The organism is Methylophilus sp. (genome assembly GCF_052437885.1).
In the GTDB taxonomy this organism is placed as follows: Bacteria; Pseudomonadota; Gammaproteobacteria; order Burkholderiales; family Methylophilaceae; genus Methylophilus.
Genome location: NZ_JBQVPB010000008.1, coordinates 106,533 through 122,469 on the forward strand (window position 1 = coordinate 106,533; position 15,937 = coordinate 122,469).

General features: G+C 53.9%; 12 protein-coding genes. 8 read left to right on the forward strand and 4 right to left on the reverse strand.

Annotation, left to right across the window (positions count from 1 at the left end; translation table 11 throughout):
• The first annotated feature begins 52 nt into the window (after positions 1–52).
• Positions 53–1,216, forward strand: coding sequence for a methionine adenosyltransferase (metK, locus tag ACT6RZ_RS09960; RefSeq protein WP_444701965.1), 1,164 nt, complete (start codon positions 53–55; stop codon positions 1,214–1,216).
• A 134-nt stretch (positions 1,217–1,350) separates the two neighbouring features.
• Positions 1,351–2,574, forward strand: a complete 1,224-nt coding sequence (locus tag ACT6RZ_RS09965) for an HD-GYP domain-containing protein (protein WP_444701966.1) — start codon at positions 1,351–1,353, stop codon at positions 2,572–2,574.
• Between the two features lie 79 nt (positions 2,575–2,653).
• Here the strand turns inward: ACT6RZ_RS09965 and topA are convergent, their stop codons facing one another.
• The 3 genes from topA to ACT6RZ_RS09980 all read right to left on the reverse strand — a co-directional run bounded on the left by topA (position 2,654) and on the right by ACT6RZ_RS09980 (position 7,227).
• Positions 2,654–5,290: a type I DNA topoisomerase gene (topA, locus tag ACT6RZ_RS09970; protein WP_444701967.1), complete on the reverse strand. Its 2,637-nt coding sequence runs from the start codon at positions 5,288–5,290 to the stop codon at positions 2,654–2,656.
• Positions 5,291–5,401: 111 nt separating this feature from the next.
• Entirely contained in the window at positions 5,402–6,343 is a 942-nt protein-coding gene (gene ttcA / locus ACT6RZ_RS09975) for a tRNA 2-thiocytidine(32) synthetase TtcA (RefSeq protein ID WP_444701968.1), read from the reverse strand.
• A 140-nt stretch (positions 6,344–6,483) separates the two neighbouring features.
• Positions 6,484–7,227, reverse strand: coding sequence for a pteridine reductase (locus tag ACT6RZ_RS09980; RefSeq protein ID WP_444702004.1), 744 nt, complete (start codon positions 7,225–7,227; stop codon positions 6,484–6,486).
• A 75-nt stretch (positions 7,228–7,302) separates the two neighbouring features.
• Here ACT6RZ_RS09980 and ACT6RZ_RS09985 point away from each other — a divergent pair, with 75 nt between their 5' ends.
• Both ACT6RZ_RS09985 and trmB read left to right on the forward strand, forming a co-directional pair.
• Positions 7,303–8,472, forward strand: a complete 1,170-nt coding sequence (locus ACT6RZ_RS09985) for a class I SAM-dependent methyltransferase (RefSeq protein WP_444701969.1) — start codon at positions 7,303–7,305, stop codon at positions 8,470–8,472.
• A gap of 1,082 nt (positions 8,473–9,554) precedes the next feature.
• The gene (gene trmB / locus ACT6RZ_RS09990; RefSeq protein WP_444701970.1) at positions 9,555–10,268 is read left to right on the forward strand and encodes a tRNA (guanosine(46)-N7)-methyltransferase TrmB; all 714 of its coding nucleotides are present in this window, start codon (positions 9,555–9,557) and stop codon (positions 10,266–10,268) included.
• 30 nt (positions 10,269–10,298) lie between these two features.
• Here trmB and yihA read toward each other — a convergent pair whose 3' ends face one another.
• Positions 10,299–10,934: a ribosome biogenesis GTP-binding protein YihA/YsxC gene (yihA, locus tag ACT6RZ_RS09995; RefSeq protein WP_444701971.1), complete on the reverse strand. Its 636-nt coding sequence runs from the start codon at positions 10,932–10,934 to the stop codon at positions 10,299–10,301.
• A gap of 110 nt (positions 10,935–11,044) precedes the next feature.
• Between yihA and ACT6RZ_RS10000 the strand changes: the two genes are divergently transcribed.
• The 4 genes from ACT6RZ_RS10000 to ACT6RZ_RS10015 all read left to right on the forward strand — a co-directional run bounded on the left by ACT6RZ_RS10000 (position 11,045) and on the right by ACT6RZ_RS10015 (position 15,882).
• Positions 11,045–11,674, forward strand: a complete 630-nt coding sequence (locus ACT6RZ_RS10000) for a c-type cytochrome (RefSeq protein ID WP_444701972.1) — start codon at positions 11,045–11,047, stop codon at positions 11,672–11,674.
• 270 nt (positions 11,675–11,944) lie between these two features.
• Entirely contained in the window at positions 11,945–13,882 is a 1,938-nt protein-coding gene (locus tag ACT6RZ_RS10005; protein WP_444702005.1) for a cytochrome c biogenesis protein ResB, read from the forward strand.
• A 12-nt stretch (positions 13,883–13,894) separates the two neighbouring features.
• Positions 13,895–15,040, forward strand: coding sequence for a c-type cytochrome biogenesis protein CcsB (gene ccsB / locus ACT6RZ_RS10010; RefSeq protein ID WP_444701973.1), 1,146 nt, complete (start codon positions 13,895–13,897; stop codon positions 15,038–15,040).
• Positions 15,041–15,243: 203 nt separating this feature from the next.
• Complete coding sequence (locus tag ACT6RZ_RS10015; RefSeq protein ID WP_444701974.1) at positions 15,244–15,882, forward strand: type II secretion system protein; 639 nt, start codon at positions 15,244–15,246, stop codon at positions 15,880–15,882.
• The last annotated feature ends 55 nt before the right edge of the window (positions 15,883–15,937 follow it).

A 15,937-nucleotide genomic window follows, 5' to 3' on the forward strand; every position in this document is an offset into this window, starting at 1 on the left:
GCCTTTAGTCGGCGTCATTGATCAACCATTTTTACTTTTCAAGGCGTCAAACATGAGTGAATATCTTTTTACTTCGGAATCGGTTTCCGAAGGCCATCCCGATAAACTGGCTGATCAGGTGTCTGACAGCATTCTGGATGCAATCCTTGCCCAGGACCCCACTGCCCGCGTCGCTGCCGAAACGCTGGCCAATACCGGCCTGATCGTACTGGCTGGTGAGATCACCACCACTGCCAATGTCGATTACATCAAAGTGGCGCGCGATGCGGTGAAACGCATAGGCTATGACAATACCGATTACGGCATCGATTACAAAGGCTGCGCGGTATTGGTGGCCTATGACAAGCAATCGCCTGACATCGCCCAGGGCGTGGATAACGCCAATGATGATCCGCTGGATCAGGGTGCTGGCGACCAGGGCCTGATGTTTGGTTATGCGGTGAACGAGACCCCGCAACTGATGCCGTTGCCTATCTGGTTGAGCCACCGTGTGATGGAACGCCAGGCACAACTGCGTAAAGATGGCCGTTTGCCCTGGCTGCGCCCGGATGCCAAGTCGCAAGTCACTGTGCAATATATCGATGGCAAACCGCACAAGATAGACACCGTGCTGGTATCTACACAACACGCGCCAGAGATGACGCTGGAAGCGATTCGTGAAGCGGTGATCGAAGAGATCATCAAACCTACCTTGCCTGCCGAGCTGATCAAGGGCGAGATCAAGTTCCTGGTCAACCCGACTGGCCGTTTCGTGATCGGTGGCCCGCAAGGTGATTGTGGCCTGACCGGCCGCAAGATCATCGTTGACACCTACGGTGGCGCAGCCCCGCACGGTGGCGGTGCTTTCTCCGGTAAAGACCCTTCAAAAGTGGACCGTTCTGCCGCTTATGCCGGCCGTTATGTGGCCAAGAATATCGTGGCAGCTGGCCTGGCAGACAAATGCCTGGTGCAAGTCAGTTACGCCATCGGCGTGGCGCAGCCGACCTCTATCATGGTAGAGACCTACGGCACCGGCAAAATCTCTGATGATAAATTGACACAGCTGGTGCGTGAGCACTTTGACCTGCGCCCTAAAGGCATAGTCAAAATGCTGGACCTGCTGCGCCCGATTTACACCAAAACCGCAGCCTATGGCCATTTTGGCCGTGACGAGCCGGAATTCACCTGGGAAGCGACCGATAAAGCGGCTGAACTGCGCGCGGCGGCCGGGTTGTAATATCGCCAAAAAAACATTGATACACAAGTAATTTTGAAGAGGGCTTTTAGCCCTCTTTTTTTTCGATTTGTTGACGATATCAAGCGTAAGATGATGCGTATTCATTAATAAGAGCAAACACATTCGCTGGCAGTATGTTAAAAACAATCGCCGTCAACCAGGTAAGAATCGGGATGTATATCCATGAGCTGAAAGGCCCATGGATGGATCATCCCTTTTGGCGCACCAAGTTCATCCTCAAAGATGAGATGGACCTGCTCAAACTCAGGGGCAGTGCACTCAAGGAAGTGGTGATCGATAACCAGCGCGGGCTGGATGTGCTGCCAGAGCCTGAGCCGGTGGCAGAGACACTGACCGCCAAAGAACTGGCGCTGCTGGAGCTGGATAGCGTCGCTGAAGATGTGGTGCCTGAGGTGAAGCAGGTGCCGCTGGATGCCGAGCATCGCAAAGCGGCCAAGATCATCCAGTCCTCGCGCCGCGAGATCATGTCCATGTTTAAAGATCTGCGCATGGGCAAAGTGATAGAAGCGGCCAATGTGATGCCGCTGGTGGAGGAGATCTCTGCCTCCGTCACCCGCAATACCCACGCATTGATCAGCCTGGTACGCTTGAAAACCGCAGATGATTACACCTATATGCACTCGATCGCAGTCAGTGCATTAATGACCAACCTGGCCAGAGAACTTAAATTGTCAGAAGCGGAAGTCCGGCAGGCCGGCCTGGCCGGACTCATGCATGACATGGGCAAAGCCGAAGTGCCGGTGCAGATACTGAACAAGCCTGGTTCACTGACCGACAATGAATTCGATGTTATAAGACTACATCCGCAGAAAGGCTATGACATGCTGCTCAAAGCCAATATCACCGACCCGGTGACGCTGGATGTGTGTCTGCATCATCATGAAAAAATAGATGGCAGCGGCTATCCTGGCCATCTGGCGGGCGACAATATCAGCATTTATGCCCGCATGGGCGCGATCTGCGATGTCTATGACGCCCTCACTTCCACCCGCGCTTACAAGCCTGGCTGGGAGCCAGGCATCGCCCTCAAGCGTATGGCTTCCTGGAGTGGCCATTTTGACCCTAAAGTGCTGGAAGCTTTTGTGAAGAGCATGGGCATCTACCCGATAGGCACGGTGGTGATGCTCAAGTCCGGCCGTCTGGCCGTTGTGGTGCGCCAAACCCCGGACAATCTGTTAACGCCAGTGGTGAAAGCGTTTTTCTCCACCAAGTCACTGGTGCATATCCCGGTTGAAGAGATCGATCTCTCCAGACAGGGCGCCGATGAGATCGTCAGCAATGAATCTGCCATGAGCTGGGGCATAGGCAATATCGAACATTTATGGGCTGCACAATAAGCCCGGGTTCAGCCTGTGCATGCCAATAAAAAAGGAGCCTGAGGCTCCTTTTTTATTGCTCATATAGCAATTGGCAATATTACTCTGCTGCTTTCTTCGTCCGCTTGGCTGCTGCCGGTTTTGCCGCTGGTGCTTTCTTGGGGGCGGCTGTGGCTGCTTTGCTTGCAGGCGCTTTTTTAACCGTGGTTTTTTTTACCTCGGCTTTTTTAGCAGGTGCTTTTTTAGCCGGTGCTTTTTTCGCGGCTGTTCTTCTGCCTGTGGTTTTACCGCCGCCTTTGGCCGCTTTCTCGGTCAGTAATTCCAGCGCCTGTTCCAGGGTCAGCTCTTCCGGCGTCACGCTTTTTGGCAGCGTCGCACGTATGCCTGCATGTTGCACATAAGGGCCAAAGCGGCCGGAGAATACTTCTACCCGGCCTTCGCCAGACGGGTGCGCGCCGAGATCGGCCAATACCGCCGGGCCGCTAGCTGCCGCCAGCAGGGTCACGGCACCAGCCAGGTCTATACCAAACACACTTTCAGTTTTGGGAATGGACTTGAACTTGCCGTCATGATTCACATACGGCCCGAAACGGCCGATGTTGGCAATGATCTTCTTGCCGGTTTCCGGGTGGTTGCCGAGGTCGCGTGGCAAACTCAACAGCATGTGCGCGGTATCAATATTTACCTGGCTGAGCGGGATCTCTTTCGGGATGCTGACGCGCTTGGGTTTTTTCTTTTCGCCTTCGACCGGCAGGCCGACTTGCAGATAAGGGCCATATGGGCCATTCATCAGGTAGATGTCTTTGCTGGTTTCAGCATCCAGGCCTATGACTACCGGCTCGCTGGCGGCATTGGCTTCGCCATCGAGGTTGCGTTTGTAATCACATTTTGGGGTGGCATTGTAGCCGGTACAGCCAATAAAGCTGCCATAGCGGCTAAGCTGCTTCTGCAACTGGCGGCCACATTTAGGGCATAGTTCGTCTATCAGTTCATTGCCCGGGCGTTCAACATCGGCCTTGCCTATGATCTGCTGGTTAAAGCCCTGCCAGAACTTGTCCATGACTGGTATCCAGTCCAGGTTACCTTCGGCGATCTCATCCAGCTCGTTTTCCAGCTTGGCCGTGAAGTCGTAATCAACGTACTGGGTAAAGTGTTCGGTGAGGAACTTGTTTACCACGCGGCCGACATCGGTAGGCGTAAAGCGTTTTTTATCGAGGATGACGTATTCGCGGTCTTGCAGGGTGGAGATGATGCTGGCATAGGTAGAAGGGCGGCCTATACCGTATTCTTCCAGTGCTTTTACCAGGCTGGCTTCAGAATAGCGTGGTGGTGGTTCGGTAAAGTGTTGTTCGCCAAAGATCTTTTCTACCGTCAGTACTTCACCAGTTTCCAGATGCGGCAATTTTGCCTCTGCATCTTCGTCTTCCTTGTCGTCATCCTTGCCTTCCATATACACGGCAATAAAACCGGGGAAGACCAGGGTCTGGCCGCTGGCGCGGAACAGTGTCGCATCGCTGCCCACAGCCAGGTCTACACTGACGGCGTCGTATTTGGCCTGGGTCATCTGGCAGGCCAGAGTACGTTTCCAGATCATTTCATACAGTTTGAACTGCTCGTCGTTGAGGTACTGGCGCACACTGGCAGGCGTGCGGGTGATGTCGGTCGGGCGGATCGCCTCGTGCGCTTCCTGCGCATTTTTGGCTTTGGTTTTGTACATGATGGGCGATTTTGGCAGGTAGTCTGCATCAAAATGCTTTTTCACGTAATCACGTATCTGCATGACTGCTTCCGCGGCCAGGCTGAAAGAGTCGGTACGCATATAGGTGATCAGACCGACGGTGCCGCTGCCTACGTCCATACCTTCGTACAGTTGCTGCGCCACGCGCATGGCGCGGCTGGTGGTAAAGCCCAGTTTACGCACCGCTTCCTGTTGCAGGGTAGAGGTGGTGAACGGCGCGGCCGGGCTGCGGTTGCGCTGTTTCTTCTCGACGCGGGTGACCGTGGTCTTGCCGGCCGATGCCAGCAACAGTTTGCCTACGATATCTGCCTGCTGGTCGTGCTGGGTGACGGTGAACTGCTCCACCTTTTGGCCATTGAGCTGTACCAGTTTGGCATCGAATCCGTGCGCATGCTTGAGCGCACTCATATGGATGCTCCAGTATTCCTGGCTGGTGAAGGCTTCGATCTGCAGTTCGCGTTCTACGATCAGACGCAAGGCCGGGCTCTGCACGCGGCCTGCGGATAAGCCGCGACGGATCTTTTTCCACAGCAGTGGTGATAAATTAAAGCCGACCAGGTAATCGAGGGCCCGGCGCGCCTGCTGCGCATTGACCAGGTCCATAGAGATATCGCGCGGATGGTCTATGGCATGTTTGACCGCGGTTTGCGTGATCTCGTTGAATTCCACACGTTTGATCAGCTTGTTTTTAATCAGTTTTTTTTCTGCCAGGATCTCGGCGATATGCCATGAGATGGCTTCCCCTTCGCGGTCCGGGTCGGTCGCCAGGTAGATGCTGTCTGCATTTTTAACTGCTTTGGCGATCGCATCCACATGTTTGCTGTTGCGATCGATAATGTCGTACTTCATCGCAAACTGCTGGGTGGGGTCCACCGCACCGTTCTTGGGGATCAGATCGCGTACGTGTCCGTATGAAGCCAGGACTTCAAAATCGCCACCCAGATACTTTTTCAGGGTCTTGGCTTTTGAGGGGGATTCAACGATAAGCAGTTTAGACATTAGGTGGCGTATATAAGAGTTGGCTAGATAATAGCAAGCGTTCTAACGAATAGACAACCTATCCGTGCTGAAAGTCCATATTTTTTAAGTCTTTCCGGCATCAATGGTTATTTATTCTTCCGTCGCCACTGAAACCGGGAAAGGTTTGCGCGCAAACTCTATGCGTTTGTCATCCTGCGAGGCGATAGTCAGCGCCATGTCGCCAGGCGCGAATTTTTCATGATCGAACATGGGGTCTTCATCTTCTTCCTTGGCCTGGCTCAGGTGCTTGAAGTCATACAGGTCAAAGTCAGCCAGATGCGAAGGCTCTACGTTGCCTATGGCGCGGAAGATATTGTTGATACGCCCTGGTTGTTCGCGTTCCCAGTTGTTGAGCATATCCTTGATTTTTTGCCGTTGCAGGTTTTCCTGGCCGCCACATAAGTCGCACGGAATGATAGGGAACTGCATGGCGCGTGCATACGCCGCAATGTCTTTCTCGGCACAATACGCCAGCGGGCGTATGACCATGAACTCGCCGCGGTTGGTGGCCAGCTTGGGTGGCATGGCTTTCATCTTGGCGCCATAAAACATGTTCAGGAACAGGGTCTGCACGATGTCATCCCGGTGGTGGCCAAGCGCGATCTTGGTCGCCCCCAGCTGCTGTGCCGTGGTGTAGATGATGCCGCGACGCAGGCGAGAACACAGGCTGCAAGTGGTCTTGCCTTCGGGGATCTTTTCTTTGACGATGGAATAGGTATCCGCCTCGACAATGCGGTATTCCACGCCCAGTTGCTCCAGGTAGCGTGGCAGCACATCGGCAGGAAAGCCTGGCTGCTTCTGGTCCAGGTTCATCGCGATCAATTTAAAATTGATAGGCGCGCGCTCTTGCAAGGCCAGCAAAATCATCAGCATGGCATGGCTGTCTTTACCGCCGCTCATGCACACCAGCACGGTATCGCCTTCTTCTATCATGTTGTAATCGCCGATGGCTTTGCCCGTTGCGCTGATCAACTGATTGCGCAGTTTCAGGAAGTTTTGGCTAACATCGTCTGGGTAGTGTTTGGTCTTCATAGGCGCGCATTATAGCGGAAAGCGATCTAAAGTCACGCTAAGTCTTTGATTATCCTAGTTGATTTAAGTCTGCCTGCCCGAGTGCCGCCTAAGCTTGATGACAAGGCCGCTGGTGGCAGCCGGCTGCTGTGCGAGCTGGCTTAAATGCTCAGGTGGCGGCCACCGTCCACAGCCAGCACATGCCCGGTCACAAACGGCGCGTCCTCGATCAGAAACTTCACCGCTTTGGCAATATCCGCCGGTTCACCCGTGCGTTTGAGCAGGGTCTGGTTAATGACCTGCTGGCGATAGGCTTCATCAAACTCCTGATTGTCATCCGGCCACAACACCGGCCCCGGTGCCACCGCGTTGACCCGCACTCTGGGGGCGAGCTCCTGTGCCAGTGATTTGGTCAGGCTGACCAGCCCGGCTTTCGCCGCACTATAAATAATGTAATGTTTTTTCGGCCGCTCTATATGCATATCGGTGATATTGACTATGCAGCCCTCACTGGCCTGCAGCGCATCGGCCGCCGCCTGACTGAGGAACAACGGCGCTTTCAGGTTGCTGCCCATCAGGTCTTCCCAGTGCTCAGGTTTGATAGACCCCAGCCTGGTCGGATAGTAGCTGGAAGCATTATTCACCAGCGCGTCCAGTCGCCCGAACTGTTGCAAGGTCGCAGCCACCAGTAATGGCAAGTCGGCGGTGTCCAGCAGGTTGGCCTGCCGGATAGCCACACTGCCAGGCCGTTCGGCATTCAGTTCGGCCTGCAGCGCCTGAGCCTGGGCCGCGCTGGTGTGATAATGCAGCATGATGCTGGCACCATGGCGATGCAATTCGCGCGCAATGGCAGCGCCCACACGTTTGGCTCCCCCGGTAATTAAAACTACCTTGGTTGCTTGCATGGCGACTTGCTGGGCTGCGGGATTGGAATTCACGTTGCACTCTTTATTCTGGACTGGTCACATTATAATAGCTGGATGACTGCGCAAACCATTTCTTCACGATTACCTGCACTAGATGCCTCGGCGCAACAGCATAGCCAGGCTATGATCGCGCATCTGCGGCAGCAGATACAGCAACAAGGTGGCTGGATCTCATTTGCAGATTACATGCAGAACGCACTGTACACCCCGCACCTGGGCTATTACAGCGGTGACGCCAATAAGTTCGGCCATAACGGTGATTTTGTCACAGCACCGGAGATCTCGCCGTTGTTTCCACGCGCGCTGGCCAACCAGGTGCATCAGGTGCTGAGCCAGACCGGCGGCGATGTGCTGGAACTGGGCGCCGGCACCGGCAAACTGGCGAGCGGCGTGTTGCAACAACTTAATGAGTCTGGGCAATTGCCTGACCGCTACTATATCCTCGATGTGAGTGCCAACTTGCGTGAGCGGCAGCAGCAGCACCTGCAAGCCACATTGCCGCCAGCGGTATTCTCCCGCGTGCAATGGCTGGAGACTCTCCCCGACACCTTTACCGGCGTCGTGCTGGGCAATGAGGTGCTGGATGCGATCGCGGTGCAGTTGATCCACTGGCAAAACGGACTATGGCTGGAACGCGGCGTGGCCTATGATCAGGGGTTCGCCTGGCAGGATAGGCCGCTGCAAGACAGCGCGCTGACAGCACATATAGCTAGCAGCCAGTTGCCGGAAAACTACCTCACCGAAATCTCCCCCGCCGGGCAGGGCCTGATCGCCAGCCTGACAGCCATGTTGCAGCAAGGCCTGATCCTGATGCTCGATTACGGTTTTTCAGCGCGTGAGTATTATCACCCGCAACGTAGCCAGGGCACACTGATGTGCCATTTCCAGCATTATGCGCATGATGATCCTTTTATCTACCCTGGCTTGCAGGACATCACTGCCCATGTCGATTTCACCGCCATGGCAGAAACGGCGCTCGCACACGGGGCAAGTTGCGCCGGGTATACCTCGCAGGCGCAGTTTTTGATCAATTGCGGCATTTTGCAGATGCTGGAAGACATCTCACCTGAGGACAGCGGGCGCTATTTGCCCATGGTGGCGGCAGTGCAAAAGTTGCTTTCTCCGGCGGAGATGGGGGAGTTGTTTAAGGTGTTGGCGTTGACCATGGGGGTGGAATTGCCGTTGGTGGGGTTTTTGCGGGGGGATAAGCGGCATCAGCTGTGATGGCTGTTTTCAGTGCATGCTTTTGCACTAGTCAGTAGGTTAGTTATATGGGAAGCGGTTGCTTACTTCAACAGCCCGTCATTCTGGCGTAGGGTGTAGTAGGGGTTTCTCTGGGCATGCTCAGAGCCTGCGAAACGGTTGGCTTATGCAGAAGCCAACGCGCCCTGCAAGGGAGAATCCAGGCAAGGTACATGCATAGCTTTGTTTCTGTAGAGTGCAAGTACTGCACTATCTATGAGAGTTCTAGTAGGTATTTCTTTGGATGGTTTTTGCTCTGTTTTACCGTTGTTTTTCGCCCCTCGGCGAGTTACTTTTCTTTGCTTGCCCAAAGAATAAGTAACCAAAAGAAAGGGCACCCTAGCTTCCGCTTGTTTCCTGCGTTGCTCGTCAACGTGGGCGTCCAACGAAACTCGCCCTGACAAGCCACACACACCGTGGCTTGTTGCGGAACTCGAACAGACGCTGGCCGACCCCTCCCACGCTGACTGCGCTACTCGGCGCGTCAGATAGGGGCCCGTTAAAACCACACGCTCTCACGTAAGCTGAGACTCGCCGCTTTTATTCCCGCGCAACCAGTGAAGTAAACCAAAGCAAAAAACGAAACGAAACGAAACCAACCCAACCCACCAACCCAAAGAACTGGTGGGTTGGGTTTAGTTTTGGAAGTTAAGAGGGGTACTAAGTGCCCAGTGAAGCTTGATCTTCACCACCATCTAAACGTGGTGGTTTTAACGGGCCCCTATCTGACGCGCCGAGTAGCGGAGTCAAAATAAGGAGGAAGGGAGCGACTGTCTGAGCTCCGCGGTGGCCTGCGGGGTGTGCAGGCCGCTAGGGCGAGTTTCGTGACCGCTTATTTTGATGAGCAACGCAGGAGATAAGCGGAAGCTAGGGTGCATTTCTTTTGGTTACGTTTTCTTTGGGCAAGCAAAGAAAAGTAACTCGCCGAGGGGCGAAAAACAACGCTACTTATCTCACTCAACTGAAGTAAAACGCGCTACCTGGCTAAAACAATCCTCTACAAAAGAGACCTTCTGCCCTCTCAAATGTGAATGAAATTCAAGCTCTAAAGTATAATGCGCCCCATGACTGAAATCGATCAAACATCCGAATCCTCCGAAGCCCCTTACCAACGCCGCATCCGCAGTTTCGTCTTGCGCCAGGGGCGGTTGACCAAAGGGCAGGAGCGCGCCCTGCAAACTGGCTGGCCGCAGTTCGGTATTGAATATGCCGAGCAGGCCTTAGACCTGGTACAGACTTTTGGACGTGCTGACAGCCCGAAAATCCTCGAGATCGGGTTTGGCATGGGCGATGCTACTGCCAAGATCGCACAGACTTTGCCGGCAAGTGATTTTCTGGCGGTTGAAGTGCATACCCCAGGTGTGGGCGGTTTGCTCAAGCTGATGCAGGAAGGCGATATTTCCAATATCCGCATCTTGCAGCACGACGCGGTTGAAGTTTTACAGAATATGCTGGCTGACGCTTCTCTGGATGGCGTGCATATTTTCTTCCCCGATCCGTGGCATAAAAAACGCCATCACAAGCGCCGTCTGATACAAGCCGAGTTTGTGCAGCTGCTTTGTGCAAAACTGAAAGCGGGCGCTTACATTCATGTGGCGACTGACTGGCAGGAGTATGCCGAGTGGGTGCTGGAAGTGTTGCGTGCTGAGCCGCAGTTGCAGAATACGGCGGTGGATTATGCCGAGAAACCAGCTTACCGGCCGCTGACCAAGTTTGAGAATCGTGGCCTCAAGCTCGGCCATGGCGTGTGGGATCTGGTGTTTAAGCGTATAGGGTAAAGCGATGGCAGCTGCAGCGAGCTGCCGCTTTTAGTCAGGTAGAGGTTGTGCTGCTGCCGGGTCTGTGTCCGCGGTTAAAAACCATTCACCAAGTACTTTTTCGGCTTCATCCACGCCCTGTTTTTTCAGGCTGGAAAACAATTGCACGCTGATCTCGTCGCCCCAGGTCTCTTGTAGTTCTTTGCGGACTTTATTCAGGGTGATGGTGGATTCGCCACGCGATAATTTATCGCTCTTGGTCAGCAGCACATGCACCGGCTTGCCGGTGGGACAGAACCAGTCCAGCATCTGTTTATCCAGCGGTGTGAGCGGATGGCGGCTATCCATCACCAGCACCAGTCCTGCCAGGCTTCGGCGTTCACTTAAATAGCGCGACAGCACGTTTTGCCAGTGGTTGCGCATGGCTTCCGGCACTTTGGCATAGCCATAACCGGGCAAGTCGACCAGGTGCTTGTCATCCCCCAGGGTGAAAAAGTTGATCAGCTGCGTGCGGCCGGGCTGTTTACTGACGAATGCCAGGCGATTATGGTTGGCCAGGGTGTTGAGCGCGCTGGATTTCCCGGCATTGGAACGTCCGGCAAAGGCGACTTCGATACCGCTGGCAGGCGGCAGGTCGCGTAAATGATGTGCCGAGATATGAAAGCGGGCGTTTTGGAAAACTGGCATGGTGGGGTTGAGTTGCCTCAAGGTTTTATGGACTATTCAGCTGTGAATGCTATCACGAACAGGGTTTGTTTGATAAAATGGCGCCAAATAAAATGTTGGGGCATTGAATTATGTTGAAGAGTTTTAAAGCAGGGTTGTTCGTACTGCTGGTAACGGGCATTCAGCCTGCATTTGCCGAGGAGGCTGCTACTACCGAAGCAGCGCCTGCGGTGAATAGTCCAGACAAAGTGGTACAGAATGTATGTGCGGCCTGTCATGGCGCGGATGGTAACAGTGTGATCACGGCTAACCCGAAACTGGCTGGCCAGCATCCTGAGTACTTGCTCAAGCAATTGACCAACTTTAAAGATGGTACACGTGCTAACGCGGTGATGAGTGGTATGGCAAGTGCTTTGAGCCAGGAAGATATGGAAGGGGTCGCCAAATACTTTTCCAGCCAAAGTATCAAACTGGCAAAAGCCAAAGAAAACGGCAAGGGTTCTCTGGGTGAAAAGATTTATCGTGGCGGTATCGCGGCGACTAAAACACCAGCCTGTGCGGCCTGTCATGGCGTGACCGGTGCCGGTTTGCCTAAACAGTTCCCTCGTCTGGCCGGCCAGCATACCGATTACACTGTTCAGCAGTTGCGTACTTTCCGCACCGGTGAGCGTGCCAATGCACCAATGATGGCGACCATCGCCGCCAAAATGAGCGATGCTGAAATGCAGGCGGTTGCAGATTATATCCAGGGTCTGCGTTAAGCTGAGCAACACTGAGAAAGGTGGCCACGGCCACCTTTTTTGCTAAGTGTGGTTTTTGCAGCATGCAGGCACACTCAGTGATCTTTCTCAGCCCGCCCGGGGTAAAACCATGCAAGCTTTTATTGCCCATGTCGTCCACAACTGCGCATGCAACGTTGACCACGTTAGCCGTGGCCTACTGCCCTGACCATCACCTAAGCCAGATTTGAAGAGAACATATTGAAAGCGCCCGTTCCTTTATCCCAGCGTGTCTACGAACTCATGAGTTCCATGCGCTTTGCCGTGAGCCTGCTGACCCTGCTCGGCGTGGCCGCTATCATTGGTACTGTGCTCAAGCAGAACGAGCCTTACCAGAACTACATCATCAAGTTCGGCCAGTTCTGGTTTGAGATGTTTGAAATGCTGGGCCTGCTCGATGTCTATCATGCCGCCTGGTTTCTGCTGATCCTGTTATTCCTGGTCATTTCGACCACGCTGTGTGTTTTGCGCAATACGCCGCTGATGCTCAAAGAGTGGCGTGCCTACAAGGAAAACGCCACCGAGAAATCCCTGCGCCTGTTCAGCCACCAAACCAGCCTGGCAACCAGCCAGAATGCGGCTGAAACGCAATCCCGCCTGAGCGAGTTTTTAACAGCTGAGCGCTATCGTTTTAAAACCAAACAGCAGGACAACGGCGATGTGTTGATTGCCGCCCGCCTGGGGACCCATCAGCGCCTGGGGTATATTTTCACACATGCGGCTATCGTGGTGATTTGCTTTGGCGGCTTGCTGGATGGCAATTTGCCGTTGAAAGTGCAAGAGCTGCTGGGCTTGAAGAAGATAGAGACCCGCGATATCGCCACGCGCAAAGTGCCTGAAGAAAGCCGCCTGGGCGTGAATAATCTTTCCTTCCGCGCCAATATGACCTTGCCGGAAGGCGAACGTGACAATGTGGCTTTTGTGCGCGTGCGCGATGGTTATCTGGTGCAGGACTTGCCGTTCACGGTGGGGCTCAAGGATTTCCGTATCGAACATTACCCGACCGGGATGCCGAAATCGTTCGAGAGCGATATCATCATTACCGATCCCGACTTGCCCAAGCCGATAGAAACCACCATACGCGTCAATCATCCCTATATCCACAAGGGGGTCGCCATCTATCAATCCGACTTTCAGGATGGCGGCTCACAACTCAAATTCAAGTTATGGAACCTGGCGGCGACCAAGCAGGACAGTTTTGATGTGGATGGCGTGATCCTGCAGAAGGGCGCACTGGGCGAAGGGGCGCAAAAGCTGAGCGTGGAGTTCAACGAGTTCCGTCAGTTCAATATCCTGAATCTGTCTAAAGACGGCAAAGGCAAGCCGCACAATGTCGGGCCGAATACCACACTGAAATTGCGCAATGCCAGCGGCCAGGCGCGTGAATATGTCAATTACATGCAGCCGTTGCAGCTGGATGGCCGTGCCTATTTTGTCTCCGGCATGCGCGAGACAGTGCAGGAAGAATTCAAGTATTTGCGGGTGCCGGCAGATGACGAGCTGGAGATCACCGGCTTTATGGCCTTGCGCCAGACCATGCGTGACGATGCGGCTATCCGTGAGATTGCCAGCCAGGTAGCCAGGCAGATGCCTAGCGGCAATGCGCAGCTGAAAGTGCAGTTTGAGCAAAGCTTGCAGCAGTTGTTATTGACCTTTAAACGTGGCGGCTATAGCGAGCTTTCCAAGATCATTGAAAATGCCGTGCCTAAAGACCAGCGCGAGCAGGCGGCGCAAACCTACCTGAAACTGTTAAACACGGCTGCGCTGCAGGCTTACCAGATCAGCCGGGCACAACGCAATCTGGCGCCAGCCGAGGCAGACCAGGCGACGGCCATATTTATCCAGGACAGCCTGAATGCCATGAATGACCTGTTTTTCTATGGCACGCCATATTATTTTCAGTTGAAGGATTACACGCTTAAACAGGCCAGCGGCTTCCAGCTGACGCGCTCGCCCGGGCAAAACTGGGTTTACCTGGGGTCGGTGATGCTGGTATTGGGTATTTTTTCCATGTTTTATATCAGGGAACGACGGGTGTGGTTATTACTCAAACCCACACAGCAGGAAGTTTTGCTGGCGATGTCGTCTAACCGCAAGAACATGGATCTGGACCAGGACTTTGTCCACATGCAACAGCAGCTTACCGGGCTGTTGCAAACACAGGTGACATCAGCGCCTGTGAATAGCTAGAGGGGAAATTCAATGAGTACATCACCAACATGGACCAAACCAACGTCCTTTTGGCAGTCACTGTCTGCCTATGACTGGTTGTATGCAGTGCTGCTGCTGGCTGGCGGCATTTTTTCCTACCAGCGTTATGCTGGGTATATGGATATCTACGAAGTCAGCTTTCTGTTTGGTGCGGTGGGCGTATTCAGCTACCTGGGCTGGCGCTGGCCGGCGATCGCCAGGCTGGTGCTGGGCGTGGCGGTACTGAGCCTGTTAGGCGTTTATTTCTATCAGGGGCAACTCGCTAATGGAGATAAGAATTTCTTTCTGAGATTCTTCCTTTCCAGCCAGTTAGCGGTAATGTGGATGAATGTGCTGTTTGTACTGGCCATGCTGACCTACTGGCTGGCGCTGTTCCAGAAATCGGACTTTACGGCAAAAGTGGCTTCTGCCTTAACCTGGTCAGCTACCTTGTTCGGTTTTGTCGGGCTGATGGTGCGCTGGTATGAGTCATATCTGATAGCGCCGGACATAGGCCATATCCCTATCAGCAACTTGTACGAAGTGTTTATTCTGTTTTGCCTGATCACCGCGCTGCTGTACCTGCATTACGAGCAGCTGTTCAAAACCCGTCAGTTGGGCGGCTTTGTGCTGATAGTGATCAACGCAGCTGTAGGTTTCATCCTCTGGTATACCTATGTGCGACATGCCAATGAGATCCAGCCACTGGTGCCTGCATTGCAAAGTTACTGGATGAAGATACACGTACCGGCCAATTTTATCGGCTATGGCGCCTTCTCTCTGGCGGCCATGGTCGCCGGCGCTTATCTGCTGGCGAGGAAAGGCGTTCTGGCAAGCCGCTTGCCAGCATTGCATGTGCTGGACGATTTGATGTACAAAGCGATCGCCGTCGGCTTTGCGTTCTTTACCATCGCTACCATTCTGGGCGCGATGTGGGCGGCGGAGGCTTGGGGCGGTTACTGGTCATGGGACCCGAAAGAGACCTGGGCATTGATCGTCTGGTTGAACTATGCCGCCTGGTTGCACCTGCGCCTGATGAAAGGCTTGCGTGGCACCATGCTGGCCTGGTGGGCGCTGGTTGGCCTGCTGGTCACCACCTTTGCCTTCCTGGGCGTGAATATGTTCCTTAGCGGATTGCACTCCTACGGTACTTTGTAATACTCGCTAAGTGACTTGATAGGTCATCTTCTGATGGGCAGGCGTGAATAACGCCTGCCCATTTACTTGTATGCATCTCCCTATCGTTAAGCACTCGCCGCAGACTGATATTTACTTTTGTTAATAAATGTTAATATCGCTGATGCCGGATCGAACATGACCAAGGCCGGCAGGGTGCTTCTAAACATAAGGGAGGATGCGATATGAACAGGCAACAAGGGTTTAGTCTGATCGAGTTAGCGATCGTGCTGGTGATCGCAGGGTTGTTGCTGGCAGGCGTGATGCGCGGGCAGGAACTGATCGCGAATGCCAAAGTGAAAAGTCTGGCCAGCGATTTCAGGAATATCCCCGCATATTTTTATGCCTACCAGGACCGCTTCCGCGTGCTGCCTGGCGATGATCACGCTGCTTTGGCACATCTAGGCGGTAACAACGCCACTAGCACTGGTCAGCAGCAAGACGGCTTGATACAAGGCGCCTGGAATTCGGATACGGCTACAGATGAGTCTTTCCTGCTGTGGCAGCATTTGCGGCTGGCGGGTTTGGCCAGTGGTGCGACGGATATAAAAAGCACACAGTACATCCCACGAAACAGCGAAGGCGGCCGGCTGGGGGTCACTAGTGCCGTGGCATTAGGCGCGGTGCCCGCCGCGACTTTTAATAGCGCGCATGTCCTGTGCTCCGATGGTATTTTAGGCAGATATGCCACTCAGCTAGACACCATGCTGGATGATGGAGCAGGCAATGGCGGCGCGATGCGTATATTGGTCAGCGGCACACAGGGGACTGGCGAGGCCGCGCCACTGGCAGCTTCGCCGTACTTAGTCTGCATGAGTTTTTAGTGTAGAATACAACACATATAAAGCGCAAAAAGCCTGTTTTACGGGCTTTTTCTTT

Coding starts and splice junctions, on each gene's coding strand:
- metK (WP_444701965.1), top strand. CDS start 53: ATGAGTGAATATCTTTTTACTTCGGAATCGGTTTCCGAAGGCCATCCC.
- ttcA (WP_444701968.1), bottom strand. CDS start 6,343: ATGAAGACCAAACACTACCCAGACGATGTTAGCCAAAACTTCCTGAAA.
- ACT6RZ_RS10000 (WP_444701972.1), top strand. CDS start 11,045: ATGTTGAAGAGTTTTAAAGCAGGGTTGTTCGTACTGCTGGTAACGGGC.
- ACT6RZ_RS10015 (WP_444701974.1), top strand. CDS start 15,244: ATGAACAGGCAACAAGGGTTTAGTCTGATCGAGTTAGCGATCGTGCTG.
- ACT6RZ_RS09965 (WP_444701966.1), top strand. CDS start 1,351: ATGTTAAAAACAATCGCCGTCAACCAGGTAAGAATCGGGATGTATATC.
- ACT6RZ_RS09985 (WP_444701969.1), top strand. CDS start 7,303: ATGACTGCGCAAACCATTTCTTCACGATTACCTGCACTAGATGCCTCG.
- ccsB (WP_444701973.1), top strand. CDS start 13,895: ATGAGTACATCACCAACATGGACCAAACCAACGTCCTTTTGGCAGTCA.
- ACT6RZ_RS09980 (WP_444702004.1), bottom strand. CDS start 7,227: ATGCAAGCAACCAAGGTAGTTTTAATTACCGGGGGAGCCAAACGTGTG.
- trmB (WP_444701970.1), top strand. CDS start 9,555: ATGACTGAAATCGATCAAACATCCGAATCCTCCGAAGCCCCTTACCAA.
- yihA (WP_444701971.1), bottom strand. CDS start 10,934: ATGCCAGTTTTCCAAAACGCCCGCTTTCATATCTCGGCACATCATTTA.
- ACT6RZ_RS10005 (WP_444702005.1), top strand. CDS start 11,945: ATGCGCTTTGCCGTGAGCCTGCTGACCCTGCTCGGCGTGGCCGCTATC.
- topA (WP_444701967.1), bottom strand. CDS start 5,290: ATGTCTAAACTGCTTATCGTTGAATCCCCCTCAAAAGCCAAGACCCTG.